We start from the raw sequence: 21,717 nt of genomic DNA, 5'->3' as shown, positions 1-21,717 counted from the left end.
AAGTCGCCGCTGACTCCGCCGACGAGGCGCTCCGCAACGGGTTCGCTGACCGACCGATTGTTCCGGCGGGTGGCCGAAGGCTCCGGCGTGTTGATCATCGTCTTGATCACGGCCGTCGGCGGGTTCCTGCTGCTGCGTGCCATTCCGGCGCTGCAACGCAACAAGGAGAACTTCTTCACCTACGGCGGCAACTGGGTCACCACCGACACCTCCGCCATGCATTTCGGTGTCGCGGAGCTCTTGCAGGTGACGGTGTTCGTCTCGGTGTTCGCCCTGCTGCTGGCCATGCCGGTGGCGCTCGGCGTCGCGATCTACCTCACCGAGTACGCCCCCCGGCGGCTCGTCGGACCGCTCGCCTACATGGTGGAACTGTTGGCGGCCGTGCCGTCGATCATCTACGGGGCTTGGGGGCTGTACGTGCTGGCGCCGCAGCTGCGGGGCTCGGCGCAGTGGCTCAACGACAACCTCAGCGGATTCTTTCTGTTCGCCACCGGCAACGCCTCCGTGGCCGGCGGCGGCACCGTCTTCACCGGCGGGATCGTGCTGGCGGTGATGATCCTGCCGATCATCACCGCGGTCACCCGGGAGGTGCTGGCCCAGACCCCGCGCGGCCAGGTCGAGGCCGCGCTGGCGCTGGGTGCGACCCGGTGGGAAGTGGTCAAGGTGGTGATGCTGCCCTTCGGGCGGTCCGGCTACATCAGCGCCGCCATGCTGGGGCTGGGGCGTGCGCTCGGTGAGACGGTCGCGTTGCTGATCATTCTGCGGGCCACCCAGACGGCGTTCAACTGGTCGCTGTTCGACGGCGGCTACACCTTCGCCACCAAGATCGCCGCCACCGCATCGGAGTTCAACGACCAGTACAAGGCCGGCGCCTACATCGCGGCAGGACTCGTGCTGTTCGTGCTGACCCTGGTGGTCAACGCGTTGGCGCGTGCCGCCATCACGAAGAAGGTGCACTGATGACCGCCCTGCTGGACCGGCCCGTCAAGGAGCGCACCTTCGCGGCGGTGAGCCTGCGTCGCCGGGTGGCCAACGCCATCGCGACGGTGCTGGTCACCGTCGCGATGGGAGTCGCGCTGGTGCCGCTGATCTGGGTGATGTACTCGGTGTTCGAACGCGGGTTCGGCGCGGTCAGTTCCAGTGTCTGGTGGACGAATTCGCAGGCCGGGATGACCGCGTTCGCAGCCGGGGGCGGCGCCTACCACGCGATCGTGGGAACCCTGTTGCAGGGACTGGTGTGCGCGGCGCTGTCGATCCCGCTCGGCATCTTCGTGGCGATCTATCTCGTCGAATACGGTGCGGACACCCGGCTCGGCAAGCTCGCGACGTTCATGGTGGACATCTTGACCGGGGTCCCGTCGATCGTGGCCGCGCTGTTCATCTATGCGCTGTGGGTGGCGACCCTGGGCTTCCAACGCTCCGGTTTCGCGGTGTCGTTGTCGTTGGTGCTGCTGATGGTGCCGGTGATCGTCCGGGCGACCGAGGAGATGCTCCGGATCATTCCGATGGACCTGCGAGAGGCCAGTTACGCGCTGGGCGCGCCGAAGTGGAAGACCATCGTCAGCATCGTGATCCCGACCGCGCTGTCGGGCATCATCACCGGGATCCTGCTGGCACTGGCCCGGGTGATGGGCGAGACGGCGCCGCTGCTGATCCTGGTCGGTTATTCGCAGGCGATCAACTTCGACATGTTCCAGGGCTTCATGGGGTCGCTGCCGGGCATGATGTACGACCAGACTTCGGCGGGCGCGGGCACCAGCGCGGTTCCCACCGATCGTCTCTGGGGTGCCGCGCTGACGCTGATCGTCCTGATAGCGATACTGAACATCGCGGCCAGGTTCGGTGCGCGGATGTTCGCGCCCAAGAAGTTCTAGTCTGACGGCAATCCAGCGCGAAGCGGTGGGAGATGAACGATTAGGAGTGCTGCACGGTGGCTAAAAGGTTGGACCTGACCGATCTCAACATCTATTACGGGGCCTTCCATGCCGTTGCCGACGTGACGCTGTCGGTCGCCCCGCGCAGCGTGACCGCGTTCATCGGACCGTCCGGATGCGGTAAGTCGACGGTGTTGCGCACCCTGAACCGGATGCATGAGGTCATCTCCGGCGCCCGGGTCGACGGGTCGGTGCTGCTCGACGGCGAGGACATCTACGGCCCGGCGATCGATCCGGTCGGGGTGCGGAAGGCCATCGGCATGGTGTTCCAGCGTCCGAACCCGTTCCCCACCATGTCGATCCGCGACAACGTGGTCGCCGGGCTGAAGTTGCAGGGTGTTCGCAACCGCAAGCTACTCGACGAGACCGCGGAGCATTCGCTGCGCGGCGCCAACCTGTGGAACGAGGTGAAGGACCGGCTGGACAGGCCCGGCGGCGGGCTGTCGGGCGGACAGCAGCAGCGATTGTGTATCGCCCGGGCGATCGCGGTGCAGCCCGATGTGCTGTTGATGGACGAGCCGTGTTCGGCGCTGGACCCGATTTCGACGATGGCCATCGAAGAGTTGATCGCTCAACTCAAGCAGGACTACACCATCGTCATCGTCACCCACAACATGCAGCAGGCCGCCCGGGTCAGTGACCAGACCGCGTTTTTCAACCTCGAGGCCGTCGGCAAGCCGGGCCGGCTGATCGAGATCGACGGCACCGAGAAGGTCTTCTCCAACCCCAGCTGCAAGGAGACCGAGGACTACATCTCCGGCCGTTTCGGCTGACAGCGCGCCCGGACCGCCGGGTATGTAGCCGGTATTTTTGGCACCGGCATCGACTACGGTGTAACGACCAGCGTCGGCGGGAGGAATGTGTGAAGCCCAATCGATTCCGCATCGCGTTGAGTCTGATGGTGACGACTCTGCTGCTGGTCGCGGGCTGTGGCAGTTCGACGTCGTCGGACTCGGCCTCGGACATCCCGGTGCAGTGCGGCGGAAAGAAGAAACTGCTCGCCAGCGGTTCGACCGCCCAGGCGCACGCCATCGAGCAGTTCGTCTACGCCTACATCCGGGCCTGCCCGGACTACACGCTGGACTACCGGGCCAACGGTTCGGGCACGGGGGTGGCACAGTTCGCCAGCGGCCACACCGAGCTGGCCGGGTCGGACTCCCCGCTGGACCCGTCGACGGGCGAGCCGCAACGGGTGGCGGCCCGCTGCGGGTCGCCGGCATGGCATCTGCCCACGGTCTTCGGCCCGATTGCGGTCACCTACAACGTCAGCGGTGTCGGTGATCTGACCGTGGACGGCCCGACGCTGGCGAAGATCTTCAACGGCACCATCACCAGCTGGGACGATCCCGCGTTGCGGGCGCTCAACAAGGAGGTCCAGCTGCCGGCCGAGCCGATCCACGTGCTGTTCCGCGGTGACTCGTCCGGGACCACCGACAACTTCCAGAAGTATCTCGACGCTGCCTCCGACGGCGCTTGGGGCAGGGGCGCCGGTAAGGCTTTCAATGGTGGTGTCGGCGTGGGGGCGAGCGGTAACGACGGCACTTCGGCGCTACTGCGCAGCACCGAGGGATCGATTACCTATAACGAATGGTCTTTTGCGGTGGGACGGCAGTTGAAAATGGCTCGGATCATCACTTCGGCTGGCCCGGAGCCGGTGACGATCTCGACCGACTCGGTGGAGAAAACCATTGCCGGTGCGAAGTTCATCGGTGAGGGCAACGATTTGGTGGTCGACACGTCATCGTTCTACAAGCCGACCGAGGCCGGGGCCTACCCGATCGTGCTGGTGACCTATGAGATCGTCTGCTCGAAGTACCCCAACGCCGCCAATGGGCAGGCGGTGAAGGCCTTCATGAGCGCGGCGATCGGCGCCGGCCAGGAGGATTTGGATCAGTACGGCTACATACCGCTGCCGGATACGTTCCGGGCGAAATTGCGGACAGCGATCGACGCGATCCAATAGCCGACCGGTCCCCGGCCCACTGGCGGCCACCGCAGTTGCTGCTGCCGATACGAATTCGTGGTTCTTGTGAATTTCATTCTGACCAGGAATGTAGCCCTACCTTAAGGTTCACCTGTAACCTCTGGTTAACCTGCCCTTCATCTGGGAGGTCGCTGCGGTCATGCCGCAGAACGGGTCACGCCGGTGGCGTGGCCGGGTCGGAGGGAGTGTCGTGGACAGTCGTGAGGCGAGTTCGGCGGTAGGTACGCAATTCGGGCCCTACCGGCTGCTGCGACTGCTGGGTCGTGGCGGGATGGGCGAGGTCTACGAAGCCGAAGACGTCCGCAAACATCGGTCGGTGGCGCTGAAGCTGATCTCGCCGCCGCTGTCGGGTGACCCGAGGTTTCGGGCCCGAATGCAACGGGAGGCGGACGCGGCGGGACAGCTCAGGGAACCGCACGTGGTGCCCATCCACGACTACGGCGAGATCGACGGTCAGATGTTCGTCGCGATGCAATTGATCGACGGCGATGACCTGGCCGCCGTGCTGCGGCGCTCCGGTCCGATGAACCCGGCCCGAGCGGTGGCCATCATCGATCAGGTGGCCGCCGCCCTCGACGCCGCCCACGGCAACGGCGTGACGCACCGTGATGTCAAGCCGGAGAACATCCTGATCACCCATCGTGATTTCGCCTACCTGGTCGACTTCGGCATCGCCCGCGCCGCGACCGATCCGGGACTGACCCAGACCGGTACCGCGCTGGGCACCTACAACTACATGGCGCCGGAACGGTTCGGCGCCGACGAGGTCACCTACCGGTCCGACATCTATTCGCTGGCCTGTGTGCTCAACGAGTGCCTGACCGGTGTGCCGCCGTTCCGGGTCGACAGCGTCGAGCGGCTGATCACCGCGCACCTGATGGAGCCGCCGCCGCGGCCCAGTCAATTGCGGCCCGGGGTCGTGCCGATAGCCCTCGACCAGGTGGTCGCCCGGGGCATGGCGAAGAACCCGTGGGACCGCTACAGCAGCGCCGGCGATCTGGCCCACGCCGCGCACGACGCGCTGACGGTCGCGGAGCAGCATCGGGCCGCCATGATCGTCCGGCGGGGTGAGGAAGCCGATCGCGCGGTCAGCGTTGCCGGAGTCGCGGTCGGCGGCGGAACCGACCGTCCCAACGGCGGCTATCCCGGTCCCGGGCAGAGGGGCGGACCCGGTCCCGGGCAGATCGGCGGATCCGACGCGACCATGGCCCGCCCCGCGGTCGCCGAGTCATGGCGGGAGCGGCCGGCGCCGGAACGATTCGAGAGCCGGTCGTTCGCCGCGGCGGCACCGCACCGGCGCCGGCGCAAGTGGCTGCTGCCGGCCGCCGTGGCGGCGCTGGTGCTCGCCGTGGTGGGCGTGGCAGGTGGGTATGCGCTCACCCGTGAGTCGAGTGCGACGAATGCCGCCTCGGTGGATGGGCAGAGCGTCGTGGCGTTGGACGGGCTGAGCTTCCGGTTGTCCCCGGGTGGCCTGGCGCTCGACGGTGACGGCAACTTGTACATCACCAACCAGAGCATGTACGGCCGGGTGCTGAAGCTGGCGCCGGGCTCGACCAACCCGGAAGTGCTGCCGTTCACCGGCCTCTACGAGCCGCAGGGGGTGGCCGTGGCCAGCGACGGCTCGATCTATGTCAGTGACTTCAACAACCGGGTGGTGAAGTTGGCGGCCGACACCGGCGAACAGAGCGAACTGCCGTTCGCCGGGCTCGACTATCCCGAGGGGGTGACGGTGGACGCTCAGGGCAGTGTCTACGTCGCCGACCGGGGTAATAACCGGGTGGTCAAGTTGCCGGCCGGCGCCGACGCGCAGGTCGTGCTGCCCTTCACCGGGCTGCGCCATCCCGACGACGTGGCCGTCGACAGCAGCGGGAACGTCTACGTCACCGACACCGACAACGACCGGGTGGTGCGGCTGAGCGCCGGGTCGAACGCCCAGACGGACCTTCCGTTCACCGGGCTGTCCTCCCCGTGGGGCGTCTCGGTCGACCGCGCCGACAACGTCTACGTCACCAACCACGAGAACCACAAGGTGATGAAGCTGGACGTGGTGACCAACAACCAGACCAAGTTGCCGTTCGTCGGCCTCAACACCCCGTTGCAGGTGGTGGTCGACGCCGAGGGCGCGTTGTACGTGGCTGACCGCGGCAACAACCGGGTGGTCAAGCTGGCTGCCGGCTCATAGCGGTTCGGCCGGTCAGCGCTGGCGGACCGAGGTGAGCCGGGTCGCCACCGCGGCCATGGCGGCGCTGAGCGCCACCACGATGATCAGGGTCAGGGCCGCGCCCCACACCCGGGTGTGGCCGGCGGCCTCCGGGTTGGCGAGCTCGCTGTAGATCAGCAGCGGTAGCGAGGCCATGTTGTCGTGGAGGATGTCGTAGTTGATCGAGCGGCTGTAGCCGACCAGGACCAGCACCGGGGCGGTCTCACCGATGATTCTGGCCAGCGCCAGAAAGGTTCCGGACAGGATTCCTGACAGGGCGGTCGGAATCACGATCCGGATGATCGTCTTCCACTTCGGCACCCCCAACGCGTAACTGGCCTCGCGCAGCTCGTCGGGGACCAGGCGAAGCATCTCCTCGGCGGATCGCACCACGATGGGCAGCATCAGCAGCACCAGTGCCAGCGAAACCGCCAGCGCGCTCTGCTCGAAGCCCAGGGTGGCGATCCACAGACTGAAGACGAACAGCGAGGCGACGATCGACGGGACCCCGGCGAGCACGTCGACCATGAACGTGGTCAACCGGGCCCACCAGCCCGACCCGTACTCGACCAGGTATATCGCGGTCATCAGGCCGAGCGGGACCGCCAGTGCAGCGGCGACCCCGGCCTGCACCAGCGTTCCGTACAACGCGTGATACACCCCGCCGGCCAGTTCGTCGGGCAAGATGCCGCGCAGCGAGTGGGTCCACCAGGACGCGTGGACGACTGCCCGCCAGCCGCGCGCGATCACCACCCACAGCAGCCAGATCAGCGGCACCGTCGCGATGCCGAACGAGAGCACGAATATCAGCGCGGCGAAGCGGTCTTTGATCCGGCGCCTGATGCTGATGTGGCTGCTCACCCGGGACTTGACCGGTGCGGTCAGTGCGGTGGCGCTCATCCGTTGACCTTTCCGCCGGCCACCGCGCGCGCGGCGGCATTGACGACGAAGGTCAGTACGAACAGCGCGAAGCCGGCGGCGATGTAGGCGCCGGTCGGCAGCGGGGCACTGAACTCCGATGCGGCGGAAGCGATCTTGGACGCGAAGGTGTACCCGCCGTCGAACAGCGACCAGTTGCCGGGCCGGGGAGCCGCCCGCAAGATGATCAGCATGGCGATCGTTTCGCCCAGGGCGCGGCCCAGCCCCAACATCGACGCGGCGATGATGCCGCTGCGGCCGTAGGGCAGCACCACGATCCGCACCACCTCCCACCTGGTTGCCCCCAGCGCCTGAGCCGCCTCGATGTGCGCGGTCGGGGCCTGCCGGAACACCTCCCGGGACACCGAGGTGATGATCGGCAGGATCATCACCGCCAGCACGATGCCCGCGGTGAAGATGGTTCCGCCGCCGGCCAGTGACACGTTGCCCTTGGCGAACAGGAACACCCAGCCCAGGTGCTGATTGAGAAACTTCGTCACCGGATAGAGCATCGGCGCCAGCACGAAGATCCCCCACAGCCCGAAGATGATGGACGGGACCGCCGCCAACAGGTCGATGACGATGCCGCACGGCCGGGACAGCTGCCGCGGTGCATAGCGGGTGAGGAAGATCGCGATGCTGATCGAGATCGGCACCGCCACCGCCAATGCGAGCAGTGAGGTCAATACCGTCACCACCAGCAGGTCCCGGATACCGAACGCCAGACCGTCGGTGCCGCCGGTGCTGAAGGTTGCGGTGGTGAAGAAGTTCGCGTTGTTGGCTTGCAGTGACGGTACGGCGCGGATCAGCAGGAAGATGGCGATCAGCGCGATCGCGACGACGACCGTCGAACCGGCCGACAGTGCGACCGCGCGGAAGATCCGTTCCCCGCCGGACCCGCTCTTGCGGGGGAGCGGTACGGGCACCGACGATTCCGAGGTGTTATCGGCCATGGCGACAACACCCTCGAGACCGCGGTGATCGGTGGTGCAGGATCACTCGATGGCGTCGACTGCGGTCGTCAGGCGCGGCTTGAACGCGTCCGGGATCGGCACGTAACCGTACTCGTCGAGGCCGAATTGCCCTGAGGTGATAGTCGATTTCAGGAACATCCGCACGGCGGTGCCCACCTCGGCGTCGGGGTACTTGGAGCAGACCACTTCGTAGGTGGCGAGCACTATCGGGTACGAGCCGGCGTTACTGGGCTTGTAGAACGACGCGGTGTCGAGCACCAGATCGTTGCCCTCGCCTTTGATGGTGGCTCCGGCGATCGTCTTGCCGACCGATTCGGCGCTGATCGCGACGGGTTCCGGACCGGCCGACGTGATGATCTGCGCGGTGGGCAGGTTCTTGGCCTGGGCGAACGACCACTCGTTGTAGGTGATGGCGCCTTCGGTGGTGCTGATCGCGGCCGCGGTGCCGTCGTTGCCCTTGGCGCCCTCGCCGACGCCGCCGTTGAATGACTTCCCGGTGCCCTTGCCCCATGCGCCATCGGAGGCGCCCTCCAGATACTTCTGGAAGTTGTCGGTGGTGCCGGACTCGTCGCTGCGGAACACCACATGGATGGGTGCGGCCGGTAGTGCGGCGCCGGGGTTGAGGTCTTTCACCGCGGGGTCGTCCCAGCTGGTGACGGCGCCGTTGAAGATCTTTGCGACGGTCGGGCCGTCGAGAATCAGATTGTCGACACCGGCGATGTTGTAGGTGATGGCGATCGGACCGAACACCGCGGGCAGGTTCCAGGCCGGGGACTCGCAGCGCTGTTGGGCCTGGGCGTACTCATCGGCGCTGAGCGGCACGTCGGTGCCGGCGAAATCGGTCTGGCCGCCGACGAATTCCCGGATGCCGGCGCCGGACCCGTTGGCGGTGTAGTTCACCGTCTGGTCGGGGCACTCTGCGATGAACGTCTTGACGAATCTGGCCATGGCGTTCTGCTGGGCTGTGGATCCGCTTGCCTTCAGCGTCTCGGTGCCGCCGCAGTCGCTGTCGGCAGACGAACCTCCGGGGGAAGCGGCGCCGGGGGAGCTGCTGTTGGGGTCGCTGCCGCAGCCGGACAGTGCCAGCGTGCCGGCCGCCAGAATGCCCAGCGCAGCGCCGTAACGGTTCCGTGTCATCTCGGGGCCTTTCGGGTCGAATCAGGGTTGAGGAATACACCCGCTGTATCACCGGATCGGCCCGGCCGCGAAAACCGCACGGAGCAACCACGACGCGGGCTGCCAGCAGACTAACGCCTGCTGTTAAAAAAAAGGATGATATTCCTCTTGAAAATCGCCCCGAAAACCTGATCTGGCGGGCAGCAGTCCTAGTCGGGCGGGGGGAGGGTGTTCTCGTCGGGGAACTTGCCGGTCGCCTGGAAGATCACCCGGCGGGCCACCTCCACGGCGTGGTCGGCAAACCGTTCGTAGAACCGGCCGAGCAAGGTCACGTCGACGGCCGCCGCGACGCCGTGCCGCCACTCCTTGTCCATCATCACCGAGAACAGATGCCGGTGCAGGTCGTCCATCGCATCGTCTTCTTCGCGGATCCGGGCGGCTTTCTCCGGGTCCCGAGACAGCAGCACCTCTTGTGCACTATTTCCCAATTCGACTGCCACCCTGCCCATTTCGGCGAAGTATCCGTTCACCTCTTCGGGCAGGGCGTGTTGGGGGTGCCGGCGGCGGGCGATCTTGGCGACGTGCAGCGCCAGCGCGCCCATCCGGTCGATGTCGGCGACCATCTGGATGGAGCTGACGATGGCCCGCAGGTCCCCGGCCACCGGTGCCTGCAACGCCAGCAGCACGAAAGCGCTCTCCTCGGCGCGCGCGCTCATCGCGGCGATCTTCTCGTGGTCGGTGATCACCTGCTCGGCCACCACCAGGTCGGCCTGCAGCAGGGCCCGGGTGGCACGTTCCATGGCGATTCCGGCCAGGCCGCACATCTGGCCGAGCTGTTCGGCCAAGTCCGAGAGTTGCTCGTGGTAGGCGGTTCGCATGCCCTCAAGACTAACCCGGACCGGGCACAGCGGGTGCGCGCCGCAGCCGCGTCTACTCGCAGGTGGTGTCGGCGGCGTTGGTGACCGTCAGGTCGTCGGGCAGCTCGGTGGGTTCGACGCTGGCGCCCCGGTTGAGTTGCACATTGATCTGCGAGCCGGTGACCGCAGGCCTGCTGACGGCGCGGAAATCCGCGCCCAGCACTACTCGCACGATGCCGCCCAGCCCGGTCACCCGTTCGATCGGCGCGCCCGTCAGCGCTGAGGCCACCGTGGCGGCGGCCTGCTCATTGCCCGGGGAGTACAGCACTTTGGTGGTCTTGACCGTTGCCGGGTAGTCGTCGGCGCTGTCGACGTCGAAGCCCCAGTGCTGCAGGCCCTCGGAGGTGGCGGCGGCCAGGCCGGACTGGTCGGTAGCGTTGGACACCCGCACGGTGACCTCGCCGGGGGAGGTGGTGACCGCCCGGACCTGCTCGCTGTGCGGCTGGGCGGCCGGGCTGGCCGGTGCCGCCGCGGCCAGGGTGGAATGCGGGGTGGGGCTGGTCGCGGTGGTGGGGGCCGACGTGGCGTTGTGGTCGTTCTCGCCGGGCAGCGGGTCGTCGTTGATGATGGCGTCGAACAGCGCCCGCATGTCGTCCATCCGCGGGACCTCGTCGCCGTTCTCGTCGGTCTCACTGGTCGGCACGGTGACGAAGGTGATGTGGCCGGCGGACACCTTCTGCAGCGACTGACCCAGGTTTACCAGGTCTTTGGTCTTGACGTTGTCCACGTAGCTGTCGCCGATGAACATGTTGACCACATTGTTGAGCTTGGTCGGCGAGAAGAAGGTGTTGGTGGAGATCAGCGAGCGCAGCAGCGACGACAAGAACAGCTGCTGGCGTTTGATCCGGCCGTAGTCGCCGTTGTCCTCGGTGGTGACGTTGCGGGCCCGCACGTAGCTCAGTGCGGTCGCGCCGTTGACCCGCTGTCGGCCGCTGTTCTCCAGCACGCTGCCCAATTCGAGGTCGTAGAGCGGGCTGGGGGTGCACACCTCGACCCCGCCCAACGCGTCGACCATCTTGCCGAAACCGACGAAGTCGACGGCCATGAAGCGGTTGACCGCCAGCCCGGAGAGCTTCTGGATCTCCTTGACCAGACACTTCGGGCCGCCGAAGGCGTACGTCGAGTTCAGCTTCGTCTCGGTGTAGACCGTGTCGTCGCTGTAGGTGCCGGTGTCCTCGTCGTAGATCGCGCCGTAGGCGCCGGTCGCGGGATTCCAGGTCTCACACTGGATCGGCGTGATCGCCAAGTCGCGCGGGAAGGACACCACCACCACGCGTTTACGGTTCGCCGGGATGTTGACCAGCATGATCGTGTCGGACCGGGCGCCCTCGGCGTCCTCGGTGCTGCCGGCGCCGATATTGCTGTTGGCCCCGGCCCGGGTGTCGGCGCCGACGATCAGGAAGTTCTCGTCACCGTACTGTCCGGCGGCGTCGAGGATGTCGTGCGAGTTGGGGTCCAGCGCGCTGACGTGGTTGAGACTGCGGTTCTTCGAGGTGCTCCACTGCCAGGCCGACCCGGTCAGCACCAGCGCGAGAACCGCCATCATGGCCGCCATCGCCCGGCCGGCCAGCAGCGCCCCGCGACCGGTCTTGCGCGGCCGCGGTTCGTCGGATTCAAGCTCGTCGTGCCCCGGCGGGTCGCTCCGCACCGGCGGCAGCTCGCGGACCACGTCCGGCGGTTCAGCGAGGCTCGACGGAGGAGAGGCGAAGCTGGGACTGCCGAATGAACCCGGCGGTTCAGCGAGGCTCGACGGCGGAGAGGCGAAGCTGGGACTGCCGAATGAACCCGGCGGTTCAGCGAGGCTCGACGGAGGAGAGGCGAAGCTGGGACTGCCGAATGAACCCGGTAGTTCGGTGGTGGGCTCGAACCCGGCCCAGTCGTCGGGCCAGCCGGTTTCGCCGGGGTCGCCGTATTGCGTGCCGTGAATCCGGTCGAGGTCGGGCAACTCCGAGGGCAAGGCCACCGCCGCGATGTCGGTGGTGGAATCCGGCACGTCGGTGGGCGCGAGGGCTGCCCGGGCTTCCGGTTCCTGGTCGGGGGCGGCTTCCAGGGGCTCGTCGGTTCCCAGGGCCCCCGTGGGTTCGGCAGGTTCGGCGGATCCCGGGGCGACGGTGGCGGTACGGCGCTGGCTGCGGCCGCCGGACGGCGGAACACCGCCGTTGACCTTGGCGATCAGGTCGGCCACGGTCACCGAGCCGTCACCGCGGTGGCGGCGGCCTGCGGCGGCCGGCCGGCGCGCGGCCGGCGGGGGGTCGTCGGCCGGAGTCTGCCAGCGCTCCCACGGCGCGGGTCCGGGCGGCGTCATCGTCATCAGCTGATGGTCACCGTCGTCCCGGCCCTCTCCGGGCCAGCGTCCAGGAGTGGCGCTATCGCCGTCACTCATGTCCTCACGGGCCTCCGAGTCTTCGGGACTGACGGGCGTCGATCACGACGTCAGCCTGGCACGGGTGATCGCCGTTGATTCTCCGTGCCTGTTTCCGCCCCCGCAGGGGGGAACAACCCCCTGGGGCAACAAGCTACTTATTCTACTGAGAAGTTTCCAGACACGCGATGTCGAGAACGTCTCATTTCAGCCACCCGAGTGCATAATGTCAGCTCCGCTCGGCACCGTGCAGTCGTCGGGGTCGGCGAGCCAACCCTCGGGAAGGGTGACCTTGGCCGGTGAGCCCTGCCGACCGCGGGGTCCGGTCGCGGCGGCCGGGAACGGGATCGATCCGTCGAGCTGCTCGAGCAGCGCGTCGAGTTCGGCCAGCCTCGTGACCATTGCCAGCCCGCGCCGCAACTCCGAGCCGGCCGGAAACCCGTGCAGGTACCAGGCCACATGCTTGCGGATCTCCCGCATGCCTTTGTTCTCGCCGAAGTGCGATGCCAGCAGTTCGCCGTGGCGGCGGATGATGCCGGCGACCTCGCCCAGCGTGGGCGGGGTCGGGGTGGGGCGGCCCGCGAAGGCCGCGGACAGTTCGCCGAACAGCCACGGGCGCCCGAGACAGCCGCGGCCGATGACGACGCCGTCGCAGCCGGTCGCTGCCATCATGGCCAGGGCGTCGCCCGCCTCGAAGATGTCTCCGTTGCCGAGCACCGGAATCGAACGCACCTGCGCCTTGAGCGCGGCGATCTGCTCCCAGTCGGCCGTGCCGGAGTAGCGCTGCGCCGCTGTCCGGGCGTGTAGGGCCACCGCCGCGGCGCCCTCGGCCTCGGCGATACGTCCGGCGTCGAGGTGGGTGTGGGTGGTCTCGTCGATCCCGATGCGGAATTTCACGGTCACCGGGATATTGGCGCTGCCGGCTCCTCTGACCGCGGCCGCGACGATGTTGCCGAACAGCCGGCGCTTGTAGGGCAGCGCCGATCCGCCGCCCTGCCGGGTCACTTTGGGCACCGGGCAGCCGAAGTTCATGTCGATGTGGTCGGCCAGGCCTTCGTCGGCGATCATCTTCGCCGCGGCGTAGGTGGTGTCCGGGTCCACGGTGTAGAGCTGCAGCGAGCGCGGTGACTCCGCGGGGGAGAACGTCGTCATGTGCAGGGTGGCCGGGTGGCGCTCGACGAGCGCGCGAGCGGTCACCATCTCGCACACGTAGAGCCCGCTGACCGTTCCGGCCCGGGACTGTTCCAGCTCGCGGCAGAGTGTGCGGAAGGCGACGTTGGTCACGCCGGCCATCGGGGCCAGCACCACCGGGCTGGCGAGGGTGAGCGAACCGATCCGCAGTCCGCGACGCTGTGCGGTCAGCACGTTACCGCCGCTGCCGCCGACTACGGCGCTGATGAGGCGAATTCCTTCTTGGCGGCGCGCTTCTCGGCCACCTTGGCCTCACGCTCGAGCCTGCGCTGCTTGGCCACCTCGAACTTCTCGCACGTCTGTTCCAGTTCGGCGACGATCTTGCCGATCTCGTCCTGGTAGCGGGCCGCTTCGCCGGTGAAGTCTCGTTCGAGGATGCGCCACTTCTTCAGCACCGGCATCACCACGTCGTCCAGGTGGATGCGCGGGTCGTAAACACCGCCGACGGCGATGATCACCGCCTTGCGGCGGAACTCCGGGACCACGTACCCGGGCATCTGGAAGTTGGCCAGCACCCGGTGCAGCGAGTACATCGCCTGCTCCGGCGCGATGTCGAAACCGGCTGCGCTGATGTCGCGGTAGAAGATCATGTGCAGGTTCTCGTCGGCCGAGATCCGGGCCAGCAGCTGATCGGCCACGGGGTCGTTGCAGGCCCGGCCGGTGTTGCGGTGCGAGATGCGCGTGGCGAGCTCCTGGAAGGTCACGTAGACGACCGAGTCGAACAGGCTCTTGGCGAACAGGTCGCCGGAGACCTGCTGGTTCTGGCCTGGGCTGAAGCCGCGGTTGACGGTCTCCATCCGCAGGGTTTCCAGCTCGATCGGGTCGCAGTTGCGGGTCACCACGAGGTAGTCACGCAGCGCGATGCCGTGCCGGTTCTCCTCGGCGGTCCACCGGTTCACCCAGGTGCCCCACGGGGCGTCCATGGTGAAGTTCATCGCGATCTCGCGGTGGTAGGAGGGCAGGTTGTCCTCGGTCAGCAGGTTCTGCACCATGGCCGTCCGGGCGACTTCGGACAGTTTCGACTGCTCGATGTCCCAGTCCTGCCCGCCGAGGGCGTAGTAGTTCTTGCCCTCCGACCAGGGGACGTAGTCGTGGGGATTCCAGTCCTTGGTCATGGAGAAGTGCCGGTTGACCGCATTCTCGACGACGGGCTCGAGTTCGTGCAGCAGCTCCAGATCGGTCCACTCACGCGCCATAACAGCTCCTGGTATCTGTGTCCGCTAGTTGCAGGCAATATATCTGTGTCTTCCGGTGACATCAAGTTCGCGCGGGCGTGTTGTCGCCGCCGTCTTCGGGCCGGCCGGTATTGAGCAGCATGTCGACGCAGAAGTCGATGAACTCGCTGCGGGTGGCTGCGAGCCGCCCGTCCAGGTAGGCGCTGAACAGGGCCGTCAGCGCGCCGATCAACCCGGTCGCGACCATGTGCTGAAGGGACGGATCGCCGATCCGGGTGAGTTTGCGCTGCAGCATCCCGATGAAGTTGGGCATCCATTGGGCGCCGGAGTGGGTCAGCACCGGCTCGGTCGCCGGGGCGAGCAGTAGCACCCGGCCGCGCACCGGGTCGTCGACCATCAACGTGACGAAGGCTTCCACGGCCGCTCGCGGCGTCTGTGCCGACAGCAGTGTCGTCATCGCGCGGGTACACACGTCGTCGTAGACCGCGCGGACGAATTCGTCGCGGTCGGTGAAACTCTCGTAGAAGTAGCGTTCGGTCAGCGCGGCGGCGCGGCAGAGCGACCGGATGGTCAGCGTGGGTCCGCTCTCGCCGCCGAGCAGCCCGACGCCGGCCTCGATGAATTCGTCCCGGCGCAGGGCCGGGCGTTCCTCGAGTGGGACCCCGGACCAGCGGCCCCGGCGGTGACCGGACGGCACTTCAGCTCTCCTAGGGTCGGGCAACGATGGTGGTCGTTCCTGCGCTTGCCGAGTTCCATCATGACGCAAGGCGGGGGTGGGGCGTCTTCGTCCGGCGGTGATTCACCCCGGTTCGGCGCCGGTCGACAGGCGGACCGGGCCGGCCCGAAGGTCGACGTCGTGCGCAGGGTGGGCCCGCCGCGCCGCGGCAGGCGCTCCGGGCTCGGCGCGTTAGTCCAGACAATAAAACCGCCAGGCGGCGCGGCTCTGCCCTTGACTGTGCCCATCGTGCTGCGGAATAGTGTTCTTCAGAACGAAGAATCACGTATGTTGTCCGGACAAATCCGCATACCCGGTGCCTCAGCTTGCCAGCCGGGAGTGCGGATCTGCTGCTTGTGCCAGGAGAAGGCGGGTCATGGCGGATCACACCAGCCTGCTGAGCCTTGATGGCCGTGTCGTCGTCGTGTCGGGAGCCGGTGGCGGCGGCATCGGCACGACGGTCACCGCGATGGCCGCGCAGGCCGGCGCCACGGTGATCGCGGTGAGCCGCTCGGCGGACAACCTCGACGAGCACATCGGGCCGTTGGCCGCCGCCGGCCTGCCGGTGGTGCCGGTGGCCGCCGACGCCGGCACCGACGACGGCGTCGCCGCGGTGCTGGACGCGGCGCGCAGCGCCGACGGGCAGCTCTACGGGCTGGTCAACGTCGCCGGCGGGGCGGCGCCCTCGACCTGGATGCCCTCGACCCGGGTGGCCCGCTCGGATTGGCGGGAGATCTTCGCGCACAACCTGGAAACGACGTTCTTCATGAGTCGCGCGGTCGCCGCCGAACTGGTGGCGCAGCAGCTGCCGGGCTCGATCGTGTCGATCTCCTCGATCAGCGGGATGAACACCGCGCCGTTCCACATCGCCTACGGCACCGCCAAAGCCGGCGTCGTGGCGATGACCCGCACCATGGCCCTCGAGTTGGCGGCCACCCGGATCCGGGTCAATGCGGTGGCTCCGGGCGTCACCGAGACCGCGGCATCGGCCACCTACGTCGACGACGACTCCGAGCGCGACCGGCAGGCGATCGCGATGGGACGCCGCGGCCGGCCCGAGGAACAAGCCGGGCCGATCCTGTTCCTGCTGTCCGAGCTGTCCAGCTACATCACCGGCCAAACCCTGCTGGTCGACGGCGGGCTCGACCTCAAGTGGAGTCACCTGGCCGCCGACAATACCTCGCTGTTCCTCAAAGACGACACCTTCCGTGCGGCGATAAGGAGGATGTGATGACCGATCCGCAAGCGGCCGAAGAACTCTCGCAACCGATGACGATCGGCGTCGAGGCCTATACCTGCGGCGACTACGCCCGCGCCGAACGGGACAAGCTGTGGCGCAAGGTGTGGCAACAGGCCGGCCGGGTCGAAGACCTGCCCGAGGTGGGCAGCTACCTCACCTATGACATCCTCGACGACTCGATCATCGTGGTGCGCACCGCACCGGACGCCTTTGCAGCGCATCACAACGTCTGCATGCACCGCGGCCGCCGGTTGGTCGACACCCCGGCCGGGGAGAAGAACGCCTGCGCGCGCACCCGCAAGTCGTTCGTCTGCGGCTTCCACGGCTGGAGCTACGGCCTGGACGGCGCCTGCACCCACATCCGCGAGCAAGACGACTGGCAGGGCACGCTGACCCCGGAGAACACCCACCTGCGCCCGGTGCGCGTCGACACCTGGGGTGGCTGGGTCTGGATCAACATGGACGCGGACTGCGAATCACTGGCCGACTACCTGTTCCCCGCCGCGAAGATCCTCGAACCGTTCGGCCTGGAGAACATGCGCTACAAGTGGCGCAAGTGGCTGGAATTCGACTGCAACTGGAAGGTCGCGATGGAGGCCTTCAACGAGACCTACCACGTCTATACGACCCACCCGGAGTTCAACAGGTTCGGCGAGTTCAAGGGCTGGGCCAAGGTGCAGGGCAAGCACAGCAACATCGGCTACGACGCGCCCGCGGATCTGGAGACCACCAAGTCCAAGATCCGGCTGGGCACCGGCGCCGACCCTCGGGTGTCGACCGCGGAGATGCAGATCTACACCATGGAGGAGACCAACGCCACCACCACGACGACGCTGGTCAATGCCGCCAAGCGACTGGTCGACGAGCTTCCCGAGGGGACCCCGGCGGACAAGGTGCTCGAACACTGGCTGGCCTCGGCGCGCCGCGACGACGAAGCCCGCGGCGTCATCTGGCCCACGATCTCGGCCGACGTGCTCGGGCAGGCCGGCACCGCGTGGCAGATCTTCCCGAACTTTCAGATCGGCCAGGGTCTCACCAGCGCGCTGTGTTACAGCGCCCGGCCGCATCCCAGTTACAACCCGGACAAGTGCATCTTCGAGGTCGCGGTGTTCGAACTCTTCCCCAAAGACGAAGCGCCGCAGACCCGCTGGGAGTACACCCCGGTGGGCGACCCGCGGTGGCGATCGGTGCTGCCGCAGGACTTCTCCAACATGGCCGCCGTGCAGCAGGGGATGAAATCCCTTGGCTACCAGGGCGCCAGACCCAATCCCTACCGGGAGCGCGCCATCGTCAACCTGCACCACCAGCTGGCGAAGTACATGGCCGCCGGCGAGCCCGAGCAGATCCCGACAGGAAACGATCGATGACGGACTGCCGGCCGACCCAGACCCCGGATGACTTCGACATCGAGGCGACCCGGGAGAAGTACGCCGCCGAGCGGGCCAAACGCATTCGCCCCGAGGGCTCGAGTCAGTACCTTGAACTCAAAGACGACTTCGTGGAGTTCGCCGAGGTCGATCCGCACACCGCGGTGACTCCGCGTGACCCCATCGACGCCGACATCGAAGTCGCGGTCCTCGGCGGTGGCATCGCCGGACTGCTGGCCGGCGCCTACCTGAAGAAGGCCGGCGTGCGCGACGTGCGGGTCATCGAGATGGGCGGCGACTTCGGCGGCGTCTGGTACTGGAACCGCTTCCCCGGAATCCAGTGCGACAACGACGCCTACTGCTATGTCCCGATGCTCGAAGAGCTCGACTTCATGCCGTCCAAGAAGTTCGCCGACGGCGCCGAGATATTCCAGCATTGCCAGAACATCGGCAAGCACTTCGGCCTCTATGACGGGGCGATCTTCTCGACCCAGGTACGCACCGTCCGCTGGGACGAGGAGATCAGGCGCTGGCGGCTGACGACGAACCGGGGCGATGACCTGCGGGCGCGTTTCGTGGTGATGGCGCAGGGCTCCTACAACCGGCCCAAGTTGCCCGGCATCGCGGGCATCACGGACTTCATGAACGCCGGCGGCCATGTCTTCCACTCGGCCCGCTGGGATTACGACTACACCGGCGGCGACGCGAACGGTGGCCTGGACAAGCTGGCCGACAAGCGTGTGGCGCTGGTCGGCACCGGCGCGACGGGCGTGCAACTCGTCCCGCATCTGGGCCGGGACGCCAAGCAGCTCTACGTTTTCCAGCGCACACCGTCGTCGGTCGACTTCCGCGGCAACGAGCCCACCGACCCGCAGTGGGCCGCGTCGCTGCAGCCGGGCTGGCAGGCCGAGCGCAAGCGCAACTTTCACCGCTGGTCGCCGTTCGAGGGCGTGGTGTTCGACGCCCCCGACATGGTGTGCGACTTCTGGACCGAGTTGGGCCGCAACCTGACCGCTCGCATCGGCGCCAGTCCCGACCCGACGGCGCTGGGCGTCGAGGAGATCATGGCGATGCGGGAAGAAGAGGACTACAAGATCATGGAGCGGCTGCGTCGCCGGATCGCCGACATCGTCGAGGATCCGCAGACCGCCGAGGCGCTCAAGCCGTATTACCGGTTCATGTGTAAGCGCCCGACCTCCAGCGACACCTACCTGCCGGCGTTCAATCGGCCCAACGTCACGCTGGTCGATGTGGCCGAGTCCAAGGGCATCGAAAAACTCACGGAGAAGGGTATTGTCGCGGGCGGAGTCGAGTACGAGGTCGACTGCGTCATCTTCGCCAGTGGTTTCGAGATCTCCACGGAGATCAGCCGCCGGTACGCGATCGACGTCATCGAGGGCCGCGACGGGGTATCGCTGTTCGACCACTGGCGCGACGGGTTCCAGACGCTGCACGGGATGGCCAGCCGCGGATTCCCCAACCAGTTCCACACCGGTTTCATCCAGGGCGGCGTGTCCGCCAACACCACCGCGATGTTCGAGCAACAGGCCGAGCACATCGCCTACGTCATCGCCGAGGCCCTCAACCGGAAAGCGACGGTCGTCGAGCCCAGTCAAGAGGGCCAGGACGCCTGGGTGAACACCATCCGGGAGTTGGCATTCGACAACTCGGCGTTCGACTTGTCATGCACGCCCGGCTATTACAACAACGAAGGCCGGGGGTTCGGCGACGGCGGCCGCTCGTTCCTGGGCGAGGTGTACTCCCCGGGCTTCTACGCCTTCGATGATCTGCTGAAGCAGTGGCGCGAGGCGGGCGACCTGAAAGGTATGGAGCTGCAGTGACATCGAAGACGACGACCACGTTGTCGATACGCGACCTCACCGAGCGCATCGGAACCGAGGTCCGCGCCGGCAAGGAGGCGCTGCTGAGCGGCGAGCATGCCGGGGCGATCCGCGAGCTGCTCGAACAGCGCGGCGTGCTGGTGTTCCCGCAGATCGGGTTCACCGACGCCGAACAGGTCGCCTTCACCGAAACGCTGGGCACGCTGGCACCCGAGCGAGACGGCGAGGCCGTCTACGACGTCACCCTGGACACCAAGGTCAACAAGCAGGCCGACTACCTCAAAGGCTCCTTCTACTGGCACCTGGACGGCACCATGAACCAGGTGCCGATCCTTGCCTCGCTGCTGTCCAGCAAGGTGCTGCCCGCCGGCGGCGGCGGTGACACCGAGTTCTGCAACACCTATGCCGCCTACGAGGAGCTGCCCGAAGACGACAAGGGCCAGATCGCGTCGCTGCGTGCGATGCACTCCGCCTGGAACTCGCTGCTCTACCACGATCCCGAGCCCGACTTCGCGACACTGCGGCAGATGATGGCGATCGGCCAGACCGAGCTGCCGGTGGTCTGGACGCACCGCAGCGGGCGCAAATCGCTGATCCTGGGCTGCACCGCGAGCAACGTCGTCGGCATGGAGTACTCCGAGGGCGTCAAAACCCTGGTGCGGCTCCGGGATTGGGCAACCCAGCCGCAGTTCGTCTACCGCCACCAATGGTCGGTCGGTGATCTGGTCATGTGGGACAACACCGGCACGATGCACCGGGCGCTGCCGTACGACCCCGACTCGGGCCGGATGCTGCGCCGCACCAAGCTCGCCGGTGAGGAACCCTTCGCTTGAGCACAGGGCAGCCGCTGAACTTCCATGGCCGGGTCGCCGTGGTGACCGGCGCCGGGCGGGGGCTGGGTCGTGCCTACGCGCAGCTGCTGGCCGAGCGGGGCGGGCGTGTCGTGGTCAACGACACCGGGGCCGACCTCAGCGGGGAAGGCGTGCGCGAGGATCCCGCCGAGGCGGTGGCCGCCGAGATCCGCGACGCCGGCGGCGACGCGATCGCCTGCACCGCGTCGGTCGCGACACCGCAGGGCGGCCGGGACATCATCGCGGCGGCGCTGCAGCACTACGGCCGGCTCGACGCGGTGATCCACAACGCCGGCAACGTCCGGCGGGGCTCGTTGCGGGAGATGAGTTCGGAAGATTTCGACGCCGTCCTCGACGTGCACCTGCGGGGGGCCTTCCACGTGGTGCGCCCGGCCTTCCCGGTGATGTGTGACGCGGGATACGGTCGCATCGTGTTGACCTCGTCGATCGGTGGCCTCTACGGCAACTCGTGCGTGGCCAACTATGCGGCCGCGAAGGCCGGAGTGATCGGGCTGAGCAATGTCGTGGCGCTGGAGGGGGCGCCCGCCGGTGTCCGGTGCAACGTTGTGGTGCCGGCGGCGGTGACGCGGATGGCCGAGGGGATCGACACCTCCGGCTACCCGCCGATGGAACCGGATCTGGTCGCGCCGGTGGTCGGTTGGCTCGCACACGAATCCTGCTCGGTCACCGGCGAAGTGCTGATCGCGCTGGCGGGCCGGGTGGCCCGGGCGGTGGTGGCCGAGAGCCCCGGCGTCTACCAGCCGTCGTGGACACTCGACGAGGTCGCCGAACGAATCGAGGAGATCCGGGACGTCACGGCGCCGGTGATCTTCCCGGTGGTGCCGGACGGCCACGCCGACCACATCCGATACAGCTTCGGCCTGGCCCACCCCGGCCAGGCGCCCGATGAGACCCAGGGAACCCGGTAGTTC

General features: G+C 67.3%; 18 protein-coding genes. 10 read left to right on the top strand and 8 right to left on the bottom strand.

The genetic code is table 11. The features are described from left to right. Positions 1 to 9 precede the first annotated feature (9 nt). The 5 genes from pstC (AWC24_RS09425) to AWC24_RS09405 all read left to right on the top strand — a co-directional run bounded on the left by pstC (AWC24_RS09425) (position 10) and on the right by AWC24_RS09405 (position 6,100). Positions 10 to 960, top strand: a complete 951-nt coding sequence (gene pstC, locus AWC24_RS09425) for a phosphate ABC transporter permease subunit PstC (RefSeq protein ID WP_407663485.1) — start codon at positions 10 to 12, stop codon at positions 958 to 960. Continuing rightward, positions 960 to 1,874: a phosphate ABC transporter permease PstA gene (gene pstA / locus AWC24_RS09420; protein WP_085084237.1), complete on the top strand. Its 915-nt coding sequence runs from the start codon at positions 960 to 962 to the stop codon at positions 1,872 to 1,874. Before pstC (AWC24_RS09425) ends, pstA (AWC24_RS09420) begins: the two co-directional genes overlap by 1 nt. Before the next feature lie 56 nt (positions 1,875 to 1,930). Further along, positions 1,931 to 2,707, top strand: coding sequence for a phosphate ABC transporter ATP-binding protein PstB (gene pstB, locus AWC24_RS09415; protein ID WP_085084235.1), 777 nt, complete (start codon positions 1,931 to 1,933; stop codon positions 2,705 to 2,707). An 89-nt stretch (positions 2,708 to 2,796) separates the two neighbouring features. Then, positions 2,797 to 3,897, top strand: coding sequence for a phosphate ABC transporter substrate-binding protein PstS (gene pstS, locus AWC24_RS09410; RefSeq protein ID WP_109560384.1), 1,101 nt, complete (start codon positions 2,797 to 2,799; stop codon positions 3,895 to 3,897). 160 nt (positions 3,898 to 4,057) lie between these two features. Then, a complete protein-coding gene (locus tag AWC24_RS09405; RefSeq protein WP_234807312.1) occupies positions 4,058 to 6,100 on the top strand; it encodes a serine/threonine-protein kinase PknD in 2,043 nt (680 codons plus the stop codon). A gap of 12 nt (positions 6,101 to 6,112) precedes the next feature. Here AWC24_RS09405 and pstA (AWC24_RS09400) read toward each other — a convergent pair whose 3' ends face one another. The 8 genes from pstA (AWC24_RS09400) to AWC24_RS09365 all read right to left on the bottom strand — a co-directional run bounded on the left by pstA (AWC24_RS09400) (position 6,113) and on the right by AWC24_RS09365 (position 15,468). Beyond that, positions 6,113 to 7,018, bottom strand: coding sequence for a phosphate ABC transporter permease PstA (pstA, locus tag AWC24_RS09400; RefSeq protein ID WP_085084229.1), 906 nt, complete (start codon positions 7,016 to 7,018; stop codon positions 6,113 to 6,115). Next, entirely contained in the window at positions 7,015 to 7,989 is a 975-nt protein-coding gene (pstC, locus tag AWC24_RS09395; protein WP_174813695.1) for a phosphate ABC transporter permease subunit PstC, read from the bottom strand. Before pstC (AWC24_RS09395) ends, pstA (AWC24_RS09400) begins: the two co-directional genes overlap by 4 nt. 42 nt (positions 7,990 to 8,031) lie before the next feature. Further along, positions 8,032 to 9,147 (bottom strand): phosphate ABC transporter substrate-binding protein PstS, encoded by a 1,116-nt coding sequence (pstS, locus tag AWC24_RS09390; protein WP_085084227.1) that lies wholly within the window; start codon positions 9,145 to 9,147, stop codon positions 8,032 to 8,034. A 188-nt stretch (positions 9,148 to 9,335) separates the two neighbouring features. Further along, entirely contained in the window at positions 9,336 to 10,004 is a 669-nt protein-coding gene (gene phoU, locus AWC24_RS09385; RefSeq protein ID WP_085084225.1) for a phosphate signaling complex protein PhoU, read from the bottom strand. A 52-nt stretch (positions 10,005 to 10,056) separates the two neighbouring features. Continuing rightward, entirely contained in the window at positions 10,057 to 12,426 is a 2,370-nt protein-coding gene (locus tag AWC24_RS09380; RefSeq protein ID WP_234807311.1) for an LCP family protein, read from the bottom strand. A gap of 186 nt (positions 12,427 to 12,612) precedes the next feature. Then, positions 12,613 to 13,746, bottom strand: a complete 1,134-nt coding sequence (gene dusB / locus AWC24_RS09375; protein WP_085084357.1) for a tRNA dihydrouridine synthase DusB — start codon at positions 13,744 to 13,746, stop codon at positions 12,613 to 12,615. A 44-nt stretch (positions 13,747 to 13,790) separates the two neighbouring features. Next, positions 13,791 to 14,792, bottom strand: coding sequence for an acyl-ACP desaturase (locus AWC24_RS09370; RefSeq protein WP_085084221.1), 1,002 nt, complete (start codon positions 14,790 to 14,792; stop codon positions 13,791 to 13,793). Positions 14,793 to 14,853: 61 nt separating this feature from the next. After that, the gene (locus tag AWC24_RS09365) at positions 14,854 to 15,468 is read right to left on the bottom strand and encodes a TetR/AcrR family transcriptional regulator (RefSeq protein ID WP_085084219.1); all 615 of its coding nucleotides are present in this window, start codon (positions 15,466 to 15,468) and stop codon (positions 14,854 to 14,856) included. Positions 15,469 to 15,862: 394 nt separating this feature from the next. On the opposite strand from AWC24_RS09365, the gene AWC24_RS09360 reads away from it, so the two are divergent. Genes AWC24_RS09360 through AWC24_RS09340 form a run of 5 tightly spaced genes read left to right on the top strand, consistent with a single transcriptional unit; the run spans position 15,863 to position 21,714 of the window. After that, positions 15,863 to 16,717 carry an SDR family NAD(P)-dependent oxidoreductase gene (locus AWC24_RS09360; RefSeq protein WP_085084217.1) on the top strand — a complete coding sequence of 285 codons (855 nt, stop codon included), beginning with the start codon at positions 15,863 to 15,865 and terminating at the stop codon, positions 16,715 to 16,717. Then, a complete protein-coding gene (locus tag AWC24_RS09355; protein WP_085084215.1) occupies positions 16,717 to 18,093 on the top strand; it encodes an aromatic ring-hydroxylating oxygenase subunit alpha in 1,377 nt (458 codons plus the stop codon). The genes AWC24_RS09360 and AWC24_RS09355 overlap by 1 nt, the downstream gene beginning before the upstream one ends. After that, on the top strand, positions 18,090 to 19,934 hold the full coding sequence (locus AWC24_RS09350; RefSeq protein ID WP_085084213.1) for a flavin-containing monooxygenase: 1,845 nt from the start codon (positions 18,090 to 18,092) through the stop codon (positions 19,932 to 19,934). The genes AWC24_RS09355 and AWC24_RS09350 overlap by 4 nt, the downstream gene beginning before the upstream one ends. Further along, positions 19,931 to 20,767: a TauD/TfdA dioxygenase family protein gene (locus AWC24_RS09345; protein ID WP_085084211.1), complete on the top strand. Its 837-nt coding sequence runs from the start codon at positions 19,931 to 19,933 to the stop codon at positions 20,765 to 20,767. Before AWC24_RS09350 ends, AWC24_RS09345 begins: the two co-directional genes overlap by 4 nt. Then, the gene (locus AWC24_RS09340) at positions 20,764 to 21,714 is read left to right on the top strand and encodes an SDR family NAD(P)-dependent oxidoreductase (RefSeq protein ID WP_085084209.1); all 951 of its coding nucleotides are present in this window, start codon (positions 20,764 to 20,766) and stop codon (positions 21,712 to 21,714) included. Before AWC24_RS09345 ends, AWC24_RS09340 begins: the two co-directional genes overlap by 4 nt. Positions 21,715 to 21,717 lie beyond the last annotated feature (3 nt).

Source organism: Mycolicibacter senuensis (assembly GCF_002101885.1).
Taxonomy (GTDB): Bacteria; Actinomycetota; Actinomycetes; order Mycobacteriales; family Mycobacteriaceae; genus Mycobacterium; species Mycobacterium senuense.
The sequence above is the reverse complement of the archived record's forward strand: the minus strand, read 5'-3'. Positions and strand labels throughout refer to the sequence as shown.

Coding starts and splice junctions, on each gene's coding strand:
- pstA (WP_085084237.1), top strand. CDS start 960: ATGACCGCCCTGCTGGACCGGCCCGTCAAGGAGCGCACCTTCGCGGCG.
- AWC24_RS09405 (WP_234807312.1), top strand. CDS start 4,058: ATGCCGCAGAACGGGTCACGCCGGTGGCGTGGCCGGGTCGGAGGGAGT.
- pstA (WP_085084229.1), bottom strand. CDS start 7,018: ATGAGCGCCACCGCACTGACCGCACCGGTCAAGTCCCGGGTGAGCAGC.
- pstC (WP_174813695.1), bottom strand. CDS start 7,989: ATGGCCGATAACACCTCGGAATCGTCGGTGCCCGTACCGCTCCCCCGC.
- pstS (WP_085084227.1), bottom strand. CDS start 9,147: ATGACACGGAACCGTTACGGCGCTGCGCTGGGCATTCTGGCGGCCGGC.
- phoU (WP_085084225.1), bottom strand. CDS start 10,004: ATGCGAACCGCCTACCACGAGCAACTCTCGGACTTGGCCGAACAGCTC.
- AWC24_RS09380 (WP_234807311.1), bottom strand. CDS start 12,426: ATGAGTGACGGCGATAGCGCCACTCCTGGACGCTGGCCCGGAGAGGGC.
- AWC24_RS09370 (WP_085084221.1), bottom strand. CDS start 14,792: ATGGCGCGTGAGTGGACCGATCTGGAGCTGCTGCACGAACTCGAGCCC.
- AWC24_RS09360 (WP_085084217.1), top strand. CDS start 15,863: ATGGCGGATCACACCAGCCTGCTGAGCCTTGATGGCCGTGTCGTCGTC.
- AWC24_RS09355 (WP_085084215.1), top strand. CDS start 16,717: ATGACCGATCCGCAAGCGGCCGAAGAACTCTCGCAACCGATGACGATC.
- AWC24_RS09350 (WP_085084213.1), top strand. CDS start 18,090: ATGACGGACTGCCGGCCGACCCAGACCCCGGATGACTTCGACATCGAG.